Origin of the sequence: Nocardia anocheti, from assembly GCF_029675105.1 — a bacterium.
Classification (GTDB): domain Bacteria; phylum Actinomycetota; class Actinomycetes; order Mycobacteriales; family Mycobacteriaceae; genus Nocardia.
Map to the genome: position 1 here is coordinate 288,403 of NZ_JAQQFV010000002.1, position 21,001 is coordinate 309,403.

Sequence of the window (21,001 nt, forward strand, 5' to 3'; positions counted from 1 at the left end):
GTGGGGGTCACTGGGTGCGTTCTGCGGGGGTGCGCAGGTCGAAGGTGTGGCTGGGGGCGTCGGGGTCGGCGGTGAGCAGGCCGAGGGTGCGGGAGAAGCGGCGCAGCAGGGTGGCAGCGGTGTGGTCGTCGACGCGGTCGGTGCGGTATTCGAGTTCGAGGCCGAGGTGGCCGTCGGGGTCGGGGTGGGCCGAGACGATGAAGTGCACGCCGTCGGCGACGGCCGGGCCGTCGAAGCGCAGCGGGGTGAGTTCCAGGGCGGGGACGGGGAAGCTGCCGGAGTCGAGGTAGCTGAGGGTGACCGGACCGTGCGGGCCGGAGTCGGCGCAGGATTCGCTGGTGTCGGCGGTGGTCGAGGCGATCACCGGATCCGGTTCGGCACAGAGGATTTCGGACAGTGTGGTGGCTCCGGCCACGGCGGTACCCGCCTGCCAGGCGAGCAGTACCGTCATGGCGGCGCGGACCACCGCGAAGGGCGGGACCGCGTGGCGGCGAGCCAGTTCGGTGACGCGGGCGCCGATACCGGCGCCGATCCGCGCGCGCATGCTCGCGCCGCGAATGGCGCGCGCGGGGACGACAGGTGTCATCAGGTCGCCGAGGCGGACCAGGGCGGCGGTGGTGCCGTCGACTTCCCAGCGCGCGAGTTCGCCGGTGCGGAACATGCGGTCGCCGGGGATGCCGAAGGGATTGGCGACGAAGCGGCCCGAGGTGGGAATCGGGTGGTCGAGATAGCCGCGGGCCAGCTGGGTGCCCGCCAGGTACAGCTCACCGGGGACGCCGGGGTCGGTCGGGCGCAGATCGTCGCCGAGGACGTAGACGCGGCGGTTCCACTCACGCACCCGCACGGCGGGCGATTCGACCGAATCCGTCGGGGGCACAGCCGGATAGGTGAGGGTGACGGTGGCCTCGGCGCGACCGTAGTCGTGGTGCAGGCGGGCGTCGCTGATGGTGGCGAAGGCGCGCACGTCGGCCCCGGACAGCGGCGCCCCGAGGACGACCACGCTGCGCAGCGAGGTGACCCGGCCGCGCAGATCGTGGCGGTACACGTGGTCGGTGAAGGCGGCCAGGCGCTGCGGGGTGAAGTCGGCTGCGGTGATGCCGTAGGCGGCGACCAACTCGGTTAACCGGCTCGGATCGGGCGGTTCGGTGAGCACGACCGTGGCTCCGACGCGCAGCGGCAGCAGGTAGCCGTGCCACTCGGTGACCTCACCCGCCGCCTGGTGCAGATACACATCGCGCCCGGTGAAACTGTGACGGCCCTGCATGGCGGTGACCCGGTGCACCGCGGCGGCGTGGCTGACGGTGATCCCCTGGGCGGCGCCCGGCGGGAACAGCACGAAGGCGGGATGTTGGGACAGCACCGGCCTCCGCCGGTCGCCGCGGGTGATGGGCTCGTCGGAGTAGTCCGATAAACGGACCTCGTCGACGCGCACGACCGGAATGTCGTACACCGCGACCTCTTCGCGGGTCGACACTGTCAACACCAGCGCGGGATCGGCGACCGGCGGCAGCACCCCGGACACCACCGGGACCACCGCGCCACCCGCCTTGAGCACCGCGTAGGTCGCGGTCACCAACGCGATCGAGCGCGGAACATCCACGAGCACCGCGGATTCCGGTCCGATGCCCAAGGCCATGAGATGGCGTGCGAGCTGATTGGTGCGCCGGTCCAGGTCGCCGTAGGTGATGATCGCGGTGGCGCGCTCGCCCGCCGCGTGCACGACCGCCGGATCGAAAGGCGTTGCGGCGGCTTGGGCTTCGAACTCGTCGAGGAGCAGTTCGCCGGGGAGGCCGCCCTGGCGGGGCGCGGCGGCGTAGGGGTCGGTGCGATCGTCGACGCGGCCGACGAACTCCAGTTCGGCGGCCCAGCCGTCGACCGGTGGCCTGCGGCGCACCAGGTCGCCGGTGGCGAACATGCGGTCGTCGACGGGGCCGATGGGGTTGGCCAGGAAGGTGGCCGCGGTGGCCTGCCTGCCGAGGTAGCCGCGCGCCAATTGCACACCGGAGACGTAGAGTTCGCCGGTCTCACCGTCCGCGACGGGGCACAGGTGCTCGTCGAGAATCAGCAGTTCGACGTCGTCGGCGGCGGTGCCGATGGGGACCACTTCCAGATCGGCGCCGGTCACCTCGTGGGCCAGGACCTCCCCGGCGGTCTCGGGCCTGCCGTACACGTGCCACAGGGTGGCGCCGCTGACGAAGCGCAGCGCGGCCGCCGTCTTGGCGGGCAGGGTGCCGCAGCCGAGGACCACGCGCAGCGAGTCCAGGCGCTCCTCCGCGTCGGGCAGGGCGGCCAGCTCGGCCAGCTCGAAGGGGTCGAAACACGCGGCGGTGACGCGGGTTTCGGCGATGGCCTTGGCCAGGTTGGAGCTGGTCGGGACGACCAGGGTGGCGCCGGTCTGCAAGGCCAGCAGCATCTCCCCCACCGCCGACTGTCCGGCGAGCGGGGCGTGCCAGAGCACCGAGTCGTCGGGGCCGATACCGCAGAGCCGCTGGCGCCACACCGAATTGGCCTGGGCCGCACGGTGTCCGATGACCACCGCCGAGGCGGCTTCGACATCGACCACCAGGTAGGCGGGGTTGTCGGCGCCGGGTCCGGGGAGGTCGGCGGGCGGTACGTCGGCGGCGTCGGTGCCCAGCACCGCGACGTCGCTCGGGTGCGGGGTGCCGGGGGTGGTGAGCAGCAGGACCGGCGCGGCGAGGTCGACGGTGCGCTGTTGCCGGGCGGCGGGGGTCTCGGGGTCGAGCAGGACGAACGCGCCGCCCGCGGCGATCACCGCGTGCACGGCGACGACCAGCTCGATCGAGCGCGGCAGCGACACCGCGACGATGGTCTCGGGGCCGACGCCGTGGTCGGCCAGGACGGCGGCCAGGGCGTCGACCCGCTCGGCGAGTTCGCCGTAGCTCAGTTCCACCGCGCCGTCGCGCACGGCGACGGCCTCGGCGTGCTGGGTGGCCTGGGTGGTGAAGGCGGCGAGCAGGGTCGCCGGGTCACGTCGCCGTTCTCGCGCGGGGTCGCGCAGCAGCGCGTCCAGCGAGGCAGCGGCCGTGACCGAATCCGTGTGCGACATCAGAGTTGTCCTTCCGAGTCGTCGGCCGACCCCGACCCGGCGATCACCGCGGCGGCATCGGTCACCAGTGTTTGCAGGGTGGAGGTCAGGCCGGAGGCACCGAGAGCGGCGAGCACGCCGGGCACCAGCCCGGCCAGCGCGACGTTCACCAGCGCTTCGGGTTTCATCGCCGCACCCATGGCCCGGCTCACCGCGGTGAGCTTGGCGTCGAGTGCACCGAAGGAGATGGCGTGCTCGCCGTGGGCGAAGGCCACGGTCGCCGGCGCGAGCCGAGCCGCCGAGCCGACCAGGCCCGGTAGATCGGCGACGGTGTAGGTACGCGGACGCGGGGCGAGTTCCGCGTCGGTGCGTACGTCGATGGCCCGGACCACCACGGCCGGATCGGCCGCGACGGCGTCGAGAACCTTGCGGAACCGGTCGGCCATGGTGCGGATGGTGGAATCGTCGAAAAGGTCGGTGGCGTAACCGAAGTGCAGATCGAGCCCGTCGAGCTCGCCCGCCGCGTCGTAGCGCTGCAGGGCGGTCAGGTGCAGGTCGAACTTGGCCTCGGCCAGGCCGGGGTCCACGGTGCGCACCTCGAGCCCGGGTAGTTCGATGCTGCCCGGCGGCATGTTCTGGAAGGTGAGCATGACCTGGAACAGCGGCGTGTACGCGCCGGATCGGGTGCGGCCCAGCGCGTCGACGACCTGTTCGAAGGGCACGTCGGCGTGCGAGAGGGCGGCGAGGTCGCGGCGCTTGGCCTGGGCGAGCAGGTCGGTGAAGGGTGCGCGGGAGTCGACCTCGGTGCGCAGGGCGACGGTGTTGACGAACATGCCGACGAGATCGTCGAGTTCGCGTGCCCCGCGCCCGGCTACCGGTGCGCCGACGACGATGTCGGCGCTGCCGGACTGCTTGGCCAGCAGCACCGCCAGCGCGCTGTGCACCACGGTGAACAGTGTGGTGCCGTTGGCCCTGGCGATGTCGTCGAGGCGGCGGGTGCGGGTCGCGTCGAGGTCGAATTCGACGGCCGCGCCGCGCATCTCGCGTCGGGTGGCGCGCGGACGATCAGTGGGCAGGGCGAGCAGTTCGGGCGCGCCGGACAGTTCGCGGGTCCAGTAGGCGAGTTGCTGGGTGAGCACGCTGTCGGGATCGGTGTCGGCGCCGAGCAGTTCGCGCTGCCAGACGCTGAAATCGCTGTACTGGATCTCGAGCGGGGCCCAGCCGGGGTCGCGGCCCGCGCTGCGGTCGACGTAGGCGCGCACGAGGTCACGGGTCAGCGGGGCGACGGAGTAGCCGTCGGCGCTGATGTGGTGCACCACCATGACCAGGACGTACTCGCGCGGCGCCGGGGCCGTGGCGTTCGTGGCCAGTTCGTAGAGCGCCACCCGCACGGGCGGCGCGGCGGTGATGTCGAAGGGCTGCGCGACCAGCGCGGCGATCCGGGTTTCGACCTCTCCCGGCGCCACCTGGATCGGGGTCAGGTCGGCCGCGGTGGACCAGGCGGGCATGACCTGCTGGACCGGGCCGGAGTCGGTGTCCGGGTAGCGGGTGCGCAAGGTGTCGTGGCGGGCCAGCAGGTCACCGACCGCCGACTGGAGCGCGGGCAGGTCGAGGTCGCCGGTCAGACGCAGGGCGGCGGGGATGTGGTAGGCCGCCGAGCGCGGGGCGAGCTGCTGCAGCACCCACATGCGCTGCTGGGCGGGCGAGAGCACCGCGGGTCCGTCGCCGGTGCGGCGGGTCAGCGGCGGACGGGCACCGGTGCGGTCGGCCTCGGCCAGGCGGGCGGCCAGGGCGACGACGGTCGGGGCGTCGAACACCGCGGCGACCGGCACCTGCGCGCCGAGCTCGGCACCGAGGCGGGCCGCGAGCCGGGTGGCCATGAGCGAGTTGCCGCCGAGGGCGAAGAAGTCGTCGTCCAGACCCGCGCCGGAGCAGCCGATCACCTCGGCGAAGGTCCGCGCGACGAGCTGTTCGAGCGCGGTCACCGGGGCCCGGTAGGCGGCCTCGGCGAACTCGGGTTCGGGCAGCCGGGCCCGGTCGACCTTGCCGTTGGCATTGAGCGGCAGCGCGTCGAGCACCACCAGCGCGGCGGGCACCATGTAGGCGGGCAGTTCGGCGGTGAGTTCGCCGCGCAGGCGGGCCGCGACGGCCGGTTCGTCGCCGGGCGTCAGGTCGGCGACGGCGGCGTAGGCGATGAGCCGGGCACCGGCGCGCTCGTCGGTCACGGCGATCGCGACGGCGGCGCGGACTCCGGCGCGGCGCAGCAGGGCCGTCTCGACCTCGCCGAGCTCGATCCGGAAGCCACCGATCTTCACCTGGAAGTCGGCGCGCTCCAGGTATTCCAGGGTGCCGTCGGCCCGCCAGCGGACGATGTCGCCGGTGCGGTACATCCTGGCGCCGGTCACCGGCGCCGCGTGCTCCGCTCCGGCGGCGTTCGCGCGGTCCGCCGCGAAGGGGTCGGCGACGAAGCGGTCGGCGGTCAGCGCGTAGCGACCGTGGTAGCCGCGGGCCAGCTGGGCACCGGCCAGGTAGAGCTCTCCGGCGACGCCGATCGGGACCGGACGCAGCCGCGAATCCAGCACGTAGAGCGCGCTGTTCCACGCCGGAGTACCGATCGGGACCACATGCGAGGGGTCCTGTGCCACTTCGTATTCGGTGATCGAGACGGCCGCCTCGGTCGGGCCGTAGAGGTTGTGCAGCCGGGCACGGGTTCCGCTCGCGCGGAACTGGGTGGCGACGGCGGCGGGCAGTGCCTCGCCGATGGCCAGGACCGCGCGCAGCGACGCGGGCAGTGCGGTGTCGGCGGCCAGCAGCATGCCGACCAGTGAGGGCACCGCGTGCAGGACGGTGACGTCGTGGCGGGTCATGATGTCGCGCAGGCGATCCGGGTCGCGCTCGTCGCCGGGTCGGGTGACGATCAGCGCGCCCCCGGAGGTGAGCGGGGACCAGAACTCCCAGACCGAGAGGTCGAAGGTGGCGGGGGTCTTGAGCAGGACGCGGTCGGTGCCGGTCATGGTGAAGCGCTCGTGCAGCCAGGCCAGCTGGTTGACGATCGCCGCGTGCGGCACGGTGACACCCTTGGGCAAACCGGTGGAGCCGGAGGTGAAGATCACGTACGCCGGATGCTCGGGGCGTAGCGGGGACAGCCGTTCGGCGTCGGTCACCGGCTGGTCCGAGAGTTCGGCCAGGATGCGGTGATCCAGTTCGAAGACCGGCACGTCGACGGAGATCGGGACGCCGTCGGCGGCGGTGGTGAGCACGCACAGCGGGGCGGCGGTGGCCACGATGTAGGCGATGCGCTCGGCCGGATGATCGGGGTCGATCGGCACGTACGCGCCACCGGCCCTGACCACCGCGTGCATGGCGATGACCAGGTCGAGACCGCGTCGCATGGCCAGCACCACGGTGCGCTCCGGGCCGACACCCTCGGCGATCAGCAGCCGGGCGATGCGGTTGACGCGGGCTTCGAAGGCGACGTAGTCGAGCGCCTCGCCGGTGTCGGCGTCGACGAGGGCGAGCGCGTCGGGGGTCAGCGCGGCCTGGCGGATACCCAGGTCGGCCAGGGTGGCCGGGGCCAGCGGATGGGCGGTGGCGTTGAAGGTGTCGAGCAGGAGGTCGCGCTCGGCGCCGAGCAGGTCGAGGTCGCCGACGACCGTTTCCGGTGCGACGGTGACGGATTCGAGCACGCGGCGCAGCTGGGTGGCGAAGCGTTCGGCGGTGGCGGGGTCGAACAGGTCGCTCGCGTAGCCGAGGGCCAGGTCGATTCCGGCGGGTGCGCCGTCGGCGGTGTAGTTGTCCAGGGCGAACAGGTGCAGGTCGAATTGGGCGACGCCGGAATCGAATTCGATCGGGGCGACGGTCAGACCCGGCAGCTCGAGCTGGGCGCGGTCGTGGTTCTGGAACGAGTAGCCGACCTGGAACAGCGGGTGCCGCGCGGTCGAGCGGGCCGGGTTGAGCACCTCCACGAGACGTTCGAAGGGCACGTCGGCGTGGGAGAAGGCGGCGATGTCGGCGGTGCGGGCGGCGGTGAGCAGCTCGGTGAACGGCGCGTCGGCCGCGACCCCGGTGCGCAGCACCAGGGTGTTGACGAACATGCCGATGACGTCGTCGAGTTCGGCCTCACCACGGCCCGCGTTCGGGGTACCGACGGCGATGTCGGCGGTGCCGGAGAGCCGGGCCAGCAGGGCGGCGAAGGCGGCGTGGACCACCATGAACAGGGTGGCGCCCGCGCCGCGGCCGAGCGCGAGGAGCGCGGCGTGCAGGTCGGCGTCGACGGTGAAGCGCACCGTGTCGCCGCGCAGGCTCTGGCGGGCCGGGCGGGGGCGGTCGGTGGGCAGGGCCAGCTGGTCGGGCAGGCCCGTGAGCTGGCTCGTCCAGTAGGAGACCTGCTGGGCCGCCACCGATTCCGGGTCGTGCTCGTCGCCGAGCAGTTCGCGCTGCCACAGCGCGTAGTCGGCGAACTGCACGGCGGGCGGGGCCCAGCCGGGGGCGGTGTCGGCCAGGCGGGCGGTGTAGGCGCGCATCAGGTCGGCGACGAAGGGCGCGATGGACGAGCCGTCGGCGGCGATGTGGTGCAGCACGGCGGCGAGGACGTATTCGGTGCCGGTCACCTGGAACAGGCGCAGCCGCACCGGGATCTCGGTGGTGACGTCGAAGGTGGTCGCGGCCAGCGCGCGGATGGCGGCGGGCAGCTCGGCCTCGGTCACGACGACCGGGTCCAGCACCGGAACCGCCTCTGCCGCAGGCACGATCGACTGCACGGGTGCGCCGTCGACCTCGGGGTAGACGGTGCGCAGCGATTCGTGGCGAGCGACCAGATCGGCCAACGCGCGCCGCAGCGCGGTGACGTCGAGGTCGCCGGACAGGCGCAGCGCGAAGGGGATGTTGTAGGCCACCGACGCGCGATCGAAGCGGTTGAGGAACCACATGCGCTGCTGGGCGGGCGAGAGCGGGAGCAGCTCGGGGCGGGCCCGGCCGACCAGCGCGGGCCGGTCGACCCGGCCCTGCGCGTCCGCGGCGGCGGCCAGATCGGCCACCCGCGGCGCCTCGAACAGCATCCGCACACCGACGCGCCGGTCCAGCGCGGCACCGATCCGGGCGACGGCCTTGGCGGCGAGCAGGGAGCTGCCGCCGAGGGCGAAGAAGTCGTCGTCGGCGCCGATCGGCCGGTCGGTGCCGAGGACCTCGGCGTAGACCGCGGCGACGATCTCCTCGGCGACGGTGCTCGGCTTGCGGTAGACGGTGGTCTCGAAGACCGGCGCGGGCAGCGCGGCCCGGTCGAGCTTGCCGTTGACGGTCAGCGGGATGTGGTCCACGCGCACGACCGCGGCGGGCAGCATGTGCTCGGGCAGGGTGTGCGCGAGTTCCTGACGCAGCGCGGCGGTGTCCGGGCGCGGGCTGTCGGGAGCGGCGACCAGGTAGGCGACGAGGCGGGGTTCGTCGACCAGATCGGTGCGCACCAGCACCGCGACCTCGCGCGGGGCGACCGAGCTGCGCAGCAACGCGGCCTCGATCTCGCCGAGCTCGATGCGGAAGCCGCGCAGGTTCACCTGCTGGTCGGCGCGGCCCAGGTATTCGAGGTCGCCGTCGGCGGTCCAGCGGGCGAGGTCACCGGAGCGGTAGGCCACGGTGCCGGGGGCGCCGTACGGGTCGGCGACGAAGCGGCTCGCGGTGAGGTCGGGGCGCGACAGGTAGCCGCGCGCCAATTGCGCACCGGAGACATAGATTTCGCCCGGCACACCGACCGGAACCGGACGCAGGCGCGAATCCAGCACACGCACCGCCAGTCCGGCGATGGCGCCGCCGATCACGCTGGCCGAGCCCACCGCCGGGGTGATCTCGCGGTAGGAGACGTGCACCGTGGTCTCGGTGATGCCGTACATGTTCACCAGGCGCGGCGCGTGCGGGTAGCGGGCGAACCAGCCCTCGAGGCGCTGCGGTTCGAGCGCCTCACCGCCGAAGATCACCGTACGCAACGCGTAGTCGCCGGGTGTGGTCGCGAGGTCGGCGGCGATGAGCTGGTAGAACGCCGAGGGCGTCTGGTTGAGCACGGTGACGCGCTCGGCCAGCAGCAGCTCGCGGAACTGTTCGGGCGAACGCGAGGTGAAGTAGTCGACCACCACCACCGAACCGCCGTGCAGCAGCGCGCCCCACAGCTCCCAGACCGAGAAGTCGAAGGCGTAGGAGTGGAACATCGTCCACACGTCGGCGGGTCCGAAGCCGAAGCGCTCGGCGGTGTTGTCCAGCAGCGCGATGACATTGGCGTGCGGGATCACCACGCCCTTCGGGCGGCCGGTGGAGCCCGAGGTGTAGATGACGTAGGCGGTGTTGGCCGGGGTGAGCGGCGCGCGGCGGTCGACGTCGGTGAGCGGGGTCGACGCGAAATCGGTGAGGGCGGCCGCGGCGGGGTCGATGACCGGACCGCCGAACCAGTCGCGGGCCAGGCCGGTGGCCGCGGTGGTGATCGCGCACAGCGGGCGGGCGTCATCGAGGATGTACTCGATGCGGTCGGCCGGGTAGTTCGGGTCGATCGGCAGGTAACCGCCGCCCGCCTTCAGCACGGCCAGCAGGGCCACGGCCAGTTCCGTCGAGCGCGGAAGGGCCACGGCCACCAGGGTTTCCGGGCCGACGCCAGCGCCGACGAGACGGCGGGCGAGCCGGTTGGACCAGGCGTCGAGTTCGGCATAGGTGAGCGAGTCCTGGCCTGCCTTCACGGCGACGGCCTGGGGATCACGGGCGGCGGCGTGGGCGAACCGGTCGACCATGGTCCGCGCCGACTCGGCCACCGAGGTGCCCGTGACGGCCCAGTCGTGCAGGGTGCGCTGCTGTTCCTCGGCGCTGAGCAGCTGGATGTCACCGACGACGACGGTCGGGTCGGCGACGACGGCGGCCAGCACCTGGGTGAAGCGCCGGGCCAGCACCGCGATGCTGCTCGCGTCGTAGAGGTCGGTGGCGTAGGCGATCTCGATGGCCATGCCGTCGGCGCGGCCGTCGACGTCGTCGGATTCGCGCAAGGTGAACTGGAGGTCGAACTTGGCGACGGGGGCGTCGAGGTCGAGCGGAACCGCCTGCAGGCCAGCGGCTTCCAGCGTGGGAACGGTGAAGTTCTGCAGGACCAGGGCCACCTGGAACAGCGGGTGCCGGTTGCGGGCGCGCGCCGGGTCGACGGCGTCGACGATCTGCTCGAACGGGAGGTCGGCGTGCGAGAGGGCGTCGAGGTCACCGGCGCGGACCGCGTCCAGGGCGGTCTCGAATTCGACCCGGGGGTCGATCTGGGTGCGCAGGACCAGGGTGTTGACGAACATGCCGATCAACCCGTCGAGCGCGGCCTCGCCACGCCCGGCGACCGGGGTACCGATGGCGATGTCGCCGCCGCCGGACAGGCGGGCCAGCAGCACCGCCAGCGCCGCGTGCACGGTGCTGAACAGGGTGGCCTCGTGCTTGCGCGCCAGTTCGCGCAGCTCGCTGTGCAGATCGGAGTCGATCTGGAAGCGGTGCACGCCGCCGCGGAAGCTGGACTCGGCCGGACGCGGGCGATCGGTCGGCAGGTCCAGTTGTTCGGGCAGACCGGCCAGGCCACGCCGCCAGAAGGCGAGCTGGGCGTGCGCGAGCGAGGACGGGTCGGCGGGGTCGCCGAGGTACTCGTCCTGCCACAGGGCGTAGTCGGCGTACTGGATCGGCGGCGGTGCCCAGGCGGGGGTGGTGCCGCCGCGGTGGGCGGCGTAGGCGGTCATGAGATCGGCGGCCAGCGGGCCGAGGGAGAAGCCGTCGGCGGCGATGTGGTGCACCACCAGGATCAGGACGTGCTCGGCGTCGACCGCGAAAAGGTCGGCGCGCAGCGGGATCTCGGTGGTCAGGTCGAAGCGCACGGCGGCGCGGGCGAGCAGGCGGTCGGCGAGTTCGGTGTCGCTGATCGGTTCGGCGCGCAGGGTGACGGCGGTGGGTTCGGCGATGCGCTGTTCGGCGCCGTCGGGGCCCTCGGGGTAGCTGGTGCGCAGGGTTTCGTGGCGGGCGATCACGTCGGCCAGGGCGGATTCCAGGGCGGCGAGGTCGAGTTCGCCGGTGAGGCGCAGGGCCACCGCGATGTTGTCGACCGCGTCACCGGGGCCCTCGGCGTCGGCCAGGTAGCGGTTGAGGAACCACATGCGGCGCTGGGCGGCGGAGAGCGGGATCGCGCGGGGGCGTGTTCTCGGGGTCAGTTCCAGGCGGCCGCCGGTGCCCCGCAGGGGGGCGCAGCGCTGGGCCAGGTCGATGACGGTCGGGGCGTCGAAGAGCAGCCGGACCGGGATCTGGGTGTCGAGGGCGGCGCCGAGGCGGGCGGCGACCTGGGTGGCGTTGAGCGAGTTGCCGCCGAGGGCGAAGAAGTCGTCGTCGAGGCCGACTTCCCGGTCGGCCGGGAACCCCAGCACCGCGGCGAAGGTGTTCGCGACGATCCGCTCGGTTTCGGTGACCGGGGCGCGGAAGACCGCCGCCTCGAACATCGGGTCGGGCAGGGCGTTGCGGTCCAGCTTGCCGGAGGTGTTGAGCGGGAACTCGTCGAGTTCGACGAAGGCCGCCGGAACCATGTAGGCGGGCAGGGTGCGGGTGAGCGCGGACCGCAGGGCGTCGAGGTCGATCCCGGTGCCGACGAGGTAGGCCACCAGGGTGTCGTCGCGGACGAGCACCGCGGCCTGCGCGATCTCGGGACGCGCGGCCAGGGCGGCTTCGATCTCGCCGAGTTCGATGCGCAGACCGCGCAGCTTGACCTGGAAGTCGGTGCGGCCCAGGTATTCCAGCTCGCCGTGTTCGGTCCAGGTGACCAGGTCACCGGTGCGGTACAGGCGCTCGCCGGAGGTGAACGGGTTGGCGACGAAGCGGTCTGCGGTCAGGTCGACGCGTCCGGCGTAGCCGCGCGCGAGCTGGGCGCCCGCCAGGTACAGCTCGCCGGGGACGCCGACCGGGACGGGGCGCAGGCGGTTGTCCAGCACGTAGACCTGGGTGTTGTGCACCGGGGCGCCGATCGGGACGGTGACGGTGTCCTCGTCGGTGACCTCGTGGAAGGTGACGTCGACGGCGGCTTCGGTGGGGCCGTACAGGTTGTGCACCGCCGTCCCGGTGCGCGCGCGCAGTTCCTGGGCCGGGGCGGGCGGCAGCGCCTCACCGGAGGCGAACACCATCCGCAGGGTCGCGCAGCGGCGCGTGTCGGCGAGCGCGCCGACGAAGACCGTCAGCATCGACGGGACGAAGTGCGCCACGGTGACCGATTCGGCGTCGATCAGCTCGGCCAGGTAGGCCGGATCGCGGTGGCCGTCGGGGGCGGCGAGGACCAGGCGGGCGCCGATCTGCAAGGGCCAGAAGAACTCCCAGACCGAGACGTCGAAGGTGGCGGGGGTCTTCTGCAGGACGGTGTCGGCGGCGGTCAGGCGGTAGGTGTCCTGCATCCACACCAGGCGGTTGACGATGGCCGCGTGCGTCACGACGACGCCCTTGGGCTTGCCGGTGGAGCCGGAGGTGAAGATCAGGTAGGCGGCGTGATCGCGGCGCAAGGGCGCCGGGCGCTCGGCATCGGTGATCGGGGCGGACGACCAGGCGGTGGTGTCGAGCTCACCCATGTCCACCACGGGGACGGAAACGCTGGCGGCCAGGTCGAGTTCGTCGGTGGCGCGGGTGAGGACGCAGACCGGGCGCGCCGCGTCGAGGACGTGGGCGATGCGGTCGGCGGGGTGCTCGGGGTCCAGCGGGACGTAGGCGCCGCCCGCGGCCTGCACCGCGTACATGGCCACGACCAGCTCGACCGAGCGGCGCAGGCCCAGCGCGACGGTGCGTTCGGGGCCGACGCCCATCGAGAGCAGCAGGCGCGCCAGACGATGCACCCGCGCGGCGAGTTCGCCGTAGGTGAGCGATTCCTCGCCGGAGGTGAGCGCGACGGCGTGCGGGGTGCGCGCGGCCTGGGCGGCGAACAGCGAGACCAGGGTCATCCGCTCGTCGGCCGGGTAGTCGGTGGCGTTCCAGGTGCGCAGGATGCGGGTGCGCTCGGCGGCGCCGAGCAGGTCGATGTCGCCGATCACGACGCTGGGATCGGCGCTCACCGTCTCCAGCATCCGCAGCAGGCGGGTGCTGAAATCTGTGATGGTCCGCGCGTCGAACAGGTCGGTCGCGTACTCGAAGCGGGCGAGCAGGCGGTCCCCGGTTTCGCGCAGGGTGAGGTGCAGGTCGAATTTCGCGGTGTGGGTGTCGATCTCGAGCTCGGTGGCCACGAGTCCGGCCAGCTCGAGGGTGGTGGTGGCGGTGTTCTGGAAGTCCAGCATCACCTGGAACAGCGGGTGGCGCGCGGTGGAGCGCTCGGGGGCGATGGCCTCGACCAGGCGGTCGAAGGTGACCTCGGTGTGCGCCAGGGCGCGCAGGTCGCGCTCGCGGACGGTGGCGATCAGGTCGGCGAAGGTGGTGCCGGGGTCGACCTGGGCGCGCAGCACCAGGGTGTTGACGAACATGCCGACCAGCTCGTCCAGGGCCTGGTCGCCACGACCCGCCACCGGCGTGCCGATCGAGATGTCCTGCTGGCCGGACAGTTTCGCCAGGGTGGCGGCGAAGGCGGCGTGCAGGACCATGAACAGCGATGCCTGGGCGTCGGTGGCCAGGGTGCGCAGTCGATCGGTGAGGGCAGCCGGGACGGTGAAGTGGTGGCGGGCACCGCGCCCGGAGGCCACGGCGGGGCGCGGGCGATCGGTGGGCAGGGCCAGCAGGTCGGGCTGGTCGGCGAGTTCGGTGGTCCAGAAGCGGAGCTGCTCGGCCATGGGCGAATCCGGGTCGTCCTCGGCGCCGAGGGTCTCGCGCTGCCACAGCGCGAAGTCGGCGTACTGCACCGGCAGGGGTGTCCACCGCGGGGTGTCGCCGCAGAGGTGGGCGGCGTAGGCGAGCATCAGGTCGCGGGTGAGCGGGGCGACCGACCAGCCGTCGGCGGCGATGTGGTGCAGCACCAGGACCAGCACGTGCTCGTCGGTGCCGGTGCGCAGCAGGTGCAGGCGGACGGGCGGCTCGTCGGCCACCGCGAACGGCACCGTGGCCAGGGCGCGGACGCGATCGCCGAGCTCGGCGGGGTCGACGGGGTCCGGCGCGAGGTCGATGGTGGTGTGCTCGGTGTCGACGACCTGCTGGAAGGGGATGCCGTCGACCGACGGGTAGCGGGTGCGCAGCGTCTCGTGCCGGGCGAGCACCGACCGCACGGCGGCGGTCATGGCGACGGTGTCCAGCGGGCCGGTGAGCCGGATCGCGGCGGCGATGTTGTCGGCCACCGAGTCGGTGTCGAACTGGTTGAGGAACCACATGCGCTGCTGGGCGTAGGACAGCGGAACGCGGTGCGGGCGCGGCGCTGCCACCAGCGGCGGCCGGATGGGCACGGTCTCGGCGGTGCCGAGCCGGGCGGCCAGCGCGGTCACCGTGGACGCCTCGAACAGGGCCTTCAGCGGGACGGCCACGCCGAGGGTCGCGCTCAGGCGCGCGGCCACCTGGGTGGCGATCAGGGAGTTGCCGCCGAGGGCGAAGAAGTCGTCGTCGGCGCCGACCGGTTCGACACCGAGCACCTCCCCGAAGACCTTGGCGACCACGGATTCGGTTCCGGCGGCCGGGGCGCGGAAGGCGCGGGCGGCGAAGACCGGTTCGGGCAGGGCGCGACGGTCGAGCTTGCCGCCGGGGGTGAGCGGCAGGGCGTCGAGAACCACGAAGGCCGAGGGCACCATGTGCGGGGCCAACCGCCCGCGCAGTGCTGCGGCGAGGTCGTCGAGGTCGAGTCCGGTGGGCGCCCCTTCGGGTGCGGTAGCGGCGGCGACTGCATCGAACGCCCGATCAGCGGCCGGGTCGAGGTCGGTTCCGGCCGTGCGGGTGCGGTCGTCGGGGACCAGGTACGCGACGAGCTGGTCACCGCGGTGGGGATCGTTGTGGATGAGGGCGACGGCCTGGCGGACGCCGGGCCGGTCGAGCAGGGCGGCTTCGATCTCGCCGAGCTCGATGCGGAAGCCGCGCAGTTTCACCTGGTCGTCGTTGCGGCCCAGGTAGTCCAGGGTGCCCTCGGCGGTCCAGCGGACCAGGTCGCCGGTGCGGTACATGCGCGCGCCGGGTGCCCACGGGCAGGCCACGAAGCGGCCCGCGGTGAGCGCGGCGCGGCCACGGTAACCCCGCGCGAGCTGGGCTCCGGCCACGTACAGCTCGCCCGCGACGCCGGTGGGGACCGGCCGTAGGCGGTCGTCGAGGACCCACTGGGTGATGCCGCGCAGCGGACGCCCCAGGGTGAGCGCCGAATCGGCGGTGAGCGGGGCGCTGATATTGGTGGCGACCGTCGTCTCGGACGGGCCGTAGGCGTTGACGAAGGCGCGCGGCACCCGGCCGCCGGTCCAGCGGGCGACCAGATCGGGCGGGCAGGCCTCGCCACCGACCATCACCATGCGCAGGTCGTCGAGCTGTTCGGGGTCGAGCACGGCCAGGCCGGAGGGGGTCATCAGGGCGTGGGTGACGTGCTCTTCGGCCAGCAGTTCGGTCAGGTCGGCGCCCACGTGTCGGCCGGGCGGGGCGATCACCAGGGTGGCGGCGGAGTCCACGGCGAGCAGGAATTCCATGACCGAGATGTCGAAGGAGGGCGAGCCGACCTGCAGGACGCGCGCGTCGGCGGCGCCGAACATGCGCTCGGTCTCCTCGGCGGCGAAACCGGCGATCCCGGCCTGGGTCACCAGCACGCCCTTGGGCAGGCCGGTGGAGCCGGAGGTGTAGATGACGTAGGCGAGGTGCTCGGCGCGCAGCGGCCGCACCCGGTCGGCGTCGGTGATCGGGTCGCCCGAGCGGGCGGCGCATTCGGCCATCAGTTTGAGCTCGTCGAGGACCAGCCAGTCGATCGGACCGGGCAGCGCGGACTGCGAGCCCGCGACGGTCAGGCCCAGGCGCGCACCGGAATCGGTGACCATGTGGGTGATGCGGTCGAGGGGGTAGCTCGGGTCGACCGGCAGCCAGGCGGCCCCGGCCTTGGCGACCGCCCACACCGCGAGCACCGAGTCGATCGAGCGCGGAATGCCGATGGCGACGATGTCGTCGGGGCCGATCCCGCGGTCGACGAGCACGCGGGCCAGGCGCGAGGAGGCGCGGTCCAGTTCGCGGTAGGTGAGCAGACGCTCGCCGTCGGCGACGGCCTCGCGCTCGGGCGCGGTGGCGACGGCGGCCGCGAGCAGGTCGGGCAGCAGACCGGTGGCGGTGACGGGGGCACCGCGCATCTCGGTGAGCTGGGTGTACTCGGCGGGCGAGAGCACCGGCAGATCACCGACCGCGGTGGTGGGAGCGGCGACGACGGCGGCGAGCAGCCGGACGAAGCGGGCGTTCAGCGCTTCGATGTCGGCGGCGTCGAACAGGTCTGTGGCATAGCGGGTTTCGGCGGCGATACCGGCGGGCGCGCCCGCCTCACGGCGCTCGGCCAGGGTGATCTGCAGGTCGAACTTGGTGAGGTCGAGGTCGATCTCGTGCACCGAGACCGGTGTGCCGGACAGTTCGAAGCTGGTGTCCAGGACGTCCTGGAAGTTCAGCGCCACCTGGAACAGCGGGTGCCGGGCGGCCGAGCGGGCCGGGTTGACCACGTCTACCAGGCGATCGAACGGCACGGTGGCGTGCGCGAAGGCGGCGAGGTCGGTTTCACGGGTGCGCTCGAGCGCGGCGGTGAAGCTGGCGGCGGGGTCGATCTCGGTGCGCAGCACCAGGGTGTTGACGAACATGCCGATCAGGTCGTCGATGGCGCGGTCGCCACGGCCAGCGACACCGGTACCGATGGCGATATCGGTGCTGCCGGACAGGCGCGCGAGCAGCACCGCCAGGGCGGTGTGCAGCACCATGAACAGCGAGGCGCCCGCCCGCTGGGCCAGCGCGGTGAGCTGACGGTGCAGGTCGGCGTCGATGGTGAAGGTCTGCTGCGCGCCACGCAGGGTCGGCTCGATCGGACGCGGACGGGCGGTGGGGAGCTCGAGCTGGTCGGGCAGACCGGCGAGAGTCTGTTCCCAGAAGGCGATTTCGCGCGAGGCCAGGGATTGCGGGTCGGTTTCGGTGCCGAGCAGTTCGCGCTGCCAGAGGGCGTAGTCGGCGTACTGCACGCTCAGCGCGGCCCAGCCGGGCTCGCGGCCGTCGACGGCGGCGCGGTAGGCGGTGAGCACATCACGCACGAGGACCTGCAGCGAAACACCGTCGGCGGCGATGTGGTGCAGCACCACCGCGATCGCGCACTCCCCCGCACCGTCCACACGGTGTGTCTGCGTGGCGGCGGACTCGTCGGCGACGACGAAGACGCGGGCGCGGAACGGCGGTTCGTGTTCGAGATCGAAACCGGCGCAGGCGAATCGGGCGAGTTCGGCCTCCAGATCGGCGGCGGCGAGCTCGGTGGGTTCGGGCAGGGTGATCCGCTCGGCCGCGAGCACCACCTGCTCGGCGACCTCGCCGGGCACGGTGACGGCGGGGAAGATCGTGCGCAGTGCCTCGTGCCTGCCGACGACCGCGCGCAGCGCCGCGACCAGGGCGGGCAGGTCGGTGGTGCCGCGCAGCCGGACCACGAACGGCATGTTGTAGCCGGGGGCGGCCGGGTCGAACCGGTTCAGGAACCAGATCCGTTGCTGGGCAGGCGAAAGCGGGATCAGCGCGGGACGGGGGCGGGCGGCCAGCACCGGCAGCTGCGCCGAGACACCGGCCTCCGCGCGGTCGGCGGCGACCACGGCCAGCCGGGCCACCGTGGGGGCGCCGAACAGGTCGCGCACGCCGAGACGGCAGCCGAGGTCGGCGCCGAGCCGGGCGGCCACCTGGGTGGCGACCAGGCTGTTGCCGCCGAGGGCGAAGAAGTCGTCCTCGCGGCCGACCCGGTCCAGGCCGAGCACCTCGCCGAACACCCGGGCCACGGTCTGCTCGACCGGGCCGACGGGTTCGGCGTAGGCGGTGACGATCCGGTCCGGCGCGGGCAGCGCCTTGCGGTCCAGCTTGCCCGAGGCGTTCACCGGCAGCGCGGCCAGCGTCACGAACGCCGAGGGCACCATGTAGCCGGGCAGTGCGCGCAGCGCCGCGGCGCGCAGTTCCTCGGCCGCGACGGCGCCCGGCTCGGCCTCCACCACATAGGCGACCAGTTGTTCGCCGACGCCCGCGTCGTCGCGGACCACCACGACCGCGCGGGTGACGGCGTCGACGCTCTCGAGCACCGTCTCGATCTCGCCGAGTTCGATGCGCAGACCGCGCAGCTTCACCTGGAAGTCGGTGCGGCCCAGGTATTCCAGTTCCCCGTTGGTGGTCCAGCGGACCAGGTCACCGGTGCGGTACATCCGGGCGCCGGGCTCGGCCGGGTCCGCGACGAAACGGCCGGAGGTGAGCTCGGGACGGCCGACATAACCCCGGGCGAGCTGTACCCCCGACAGATACAGCTCGCCCGGAGCCCCGACCGGAACCGGCCGCAGCCGCGAGTCGAGAACATGGAGCCGGGTGTTGAACACCGGCGCGCCGATCGGCACGCTGACCCGGTCGGCGTCGTTCACCTCGTGGAAGGTGACGTCGACGGCCGCCTCGGTCGGGCCGTAGAGATTATGCAGCCGCGCGCCGGTGAGCAGTCGCAGCCGCTGCGCCAGCGCCGCGGGCAGCGCCTCGCCGGAGGCGAAGACCAGCCGCAGCGAGGTACGTTCGGCGATCTCCTGCTGGGCGAGAAAGGCTTCCAGCATCGATGGGACGAAATGCGCGACGGTGACGTCGTATTCGGCGATCACCCGGCGCAGGTAGCCGGGATCGCGGTGCCCGTCGGGCTCGGCCAGCAGCAGGGTGGCGCCGATCTGCAAGGGCCAGAAGAACTCCCACACCGACACGTCGAAGGTCATCGGGGTCTTCTGCAGCACCACGTCGACGCCGTGCAGGCGGTAGCTGTGCTGCATCCAGACCAGCCGGTTGACGATCGCGGCGTGCTCGACGGCCACGCCCTTGGGCAGACCGGTGGAGCCGGAGGTGAAGATGACGTAGGCCGGGTGACCGGGGCGCAGCGGAGCCGTGCGCTCGGCGTCGGTGAGCGGGGTGTCGGCGTAGGCGCTCAGGTCCAGCGTGTCGACGGCCAGGACCGTCGCCGGGTCCGCGCCGGGCGCGCCGTCGCGGGTGGTGGTGAGCACCGCGGCGGGGGCGGCGGTGTCGAGGATGTGGGCGATGCGCTCGGCCGGGTGATCGGGGTCGATCGGCACGTAGGCCGCGCCCGCGGCGAGCACCGCGTACATCGCGACGACCAGTTCCGGAGAGCGCCGGATGCTCAGTGCCACCAGCGATTCCGGGCCGATGCCCTGGGCGCGCAGGTGGCGGGCCAGGCGGTGGACCCGCTGGGCCAGCTCGCGGTAGGTGAGGGTGGCGGTGCCCTCGCCCGCCATGCGGACGGCGATGTCGTCGGGGGTGCGCGCGACCTGGGCCTCGAACATCGCGGGCAGGGTGGCGACCGACACCGCGCGCTCGCGCAGCGCGGCGTCGACATCGAAGCCGGTGGCGTTCCAGATCTTGGTGCTGACCTGCAGTTCCAGCTCGGTCGCCACCTCGATCGCGCCGATCGGGGTGTCCAGGTCGGCGGCGGCCAGGCGCTCGAGGAAACGCAGGAAGCGGCTGTGGTGGCGGGCCAGGGTGTCGGCGTCGTAGAGGTTGGGGTTGGCCTCGAAGTCGACGTGCACGCGGTCGCGGTCGCCGTAGTAGACATTGAGGCTGAGGTCTTCGATCGGGCCGGTGGACAGCACCCGGTAGCGGCCGGTGGTGGTGCCCAGGGTCAGGTCGCTGCGGAAGAGCATGAAGTTGGCCAGCGGGCCGAACAGCGCGCGTCGGGCCGGGCGGCCGTCGTCCTCGGCGTCGCGGCGGATGTCCTCGGCGCGGTAGCGCTGGTGACGTAGGGCTCCGGCGACCTCGACGCGGGCCGCGCGCAGCAGCTCGCCCCAGGTGGTCTCGGCGTCCGCCGCGCCGGTGGGCAGGCGCAGCGGCACGATATTGGACAGCATGCCCGCCGAGCGGCGCATGACCGCGGTGGTGCGGGCGGTGACGGGCAGGCTCAGCACCGCGTCGGGACGGTCGGTCAACCGGCCGAGGTAGGCGGCGAAGGCGGCCAGCAGGACCGCGGAGAAGGTCGAATCATCACTGGCGGCAATGGTTTCCAGGCGCGCGACCAGCTTCTCCGACAGACGGCCGCCGGTGACCAGGTTGATCGCCGCGCGCGGCGCGGTGCGGCTGTCCAGACCGGTCGGGCTGTCCAGGCCCGCGATGCGCTCGGCCCAGTGCTCGCGGTCGTTGGCGAAGCGGGTGCTCTCGCGGTAACGCTGTTCGCCCTCGACCAGCTCGGCCAGGTCACCGGGCACGACCTCGCGGGCGGGGGTGCCGAGCACGCGGGCGGAGTACAGCTCGGCGATGCGCTGGGAATTGGTGAAGGCGCCGTAGCCGTCGAGCACGATGTGGTGGCCGCGTAGGTACCAGAACCAGCGGTCCTCGCCGACGCGCAGCACCGCGCCGCCGACCAGGCGATCGGTGAGCAGGTCCAGGGGGGCGCCGAATTCGGCGCGCATCCATTCCTGAGCGGCGGCGACCGGGTCGTCGTGGTGGCGCAGATCGATCAGCGGCAGCTCGTCCTGGATCGCGATGGTGTGGTCGACGACCTGGTAGGGCACGCCGTCGGCCTCGCCGATGCGCACCAGCGGCGAACCGTAGGCGTGCGCGGCCTCGGCCGTGACCTGCTGTAGCACCGCTACATCCAGCTCGCCGGTGATGTCGACGTACTGGGCGATGGTGATCGGCACTTCGGGGTCGAGCAGCTGCGCGTACCAGACACCCAGCTGGGCGGGGGTCAGCGGGAAGCGTGGCGAGGCGGTGTCCGCCTGCGCATCCTGCGGTCGCGCGCTGAACCCACCCAACTCCGTACCGTGCACCAGAGCCTCCTCGAATCGCGAAAAAACAGCAGACCGAACCTTTTTCGGGCAC

2 protein-coding genes are annotated in these 21,001 nt (G+C 72.7%); both read right to left on the reverse strand.

What is annotated here, in order from left to right; genetic code table 11:
- Window positions 1–7 precede the first annotated feature (7 nt).
- Entirely contained in the window at window positions 8–3,067 is a 3,060-nt protein-coding gene (locus tag QC180_RS05210) for an AMP-binding protein (RefSeq protein ID WP_278261442.1), read from the reverse strand.
- Window positions 3,067–20,949 carry a non-ribosomal peptide synthase/polyketide synthase gene (locus tag QC180_RS05215; protein WP_278261443.1) on the reverse strand — a complete coding sequence of 5,961 codons (17,883 nt, stop codon included), beginning with the start codon at window positions 20,947–20,949 and terminating at the stop codon, window positions 3,067–3,069. Before QC180_RS05215 ends, QC180_RS05210 begins: the two co-directional genes overlap by 1 nt.
- Window positions 20,950–21,001 lie beyond the last annotated feature (52 nt).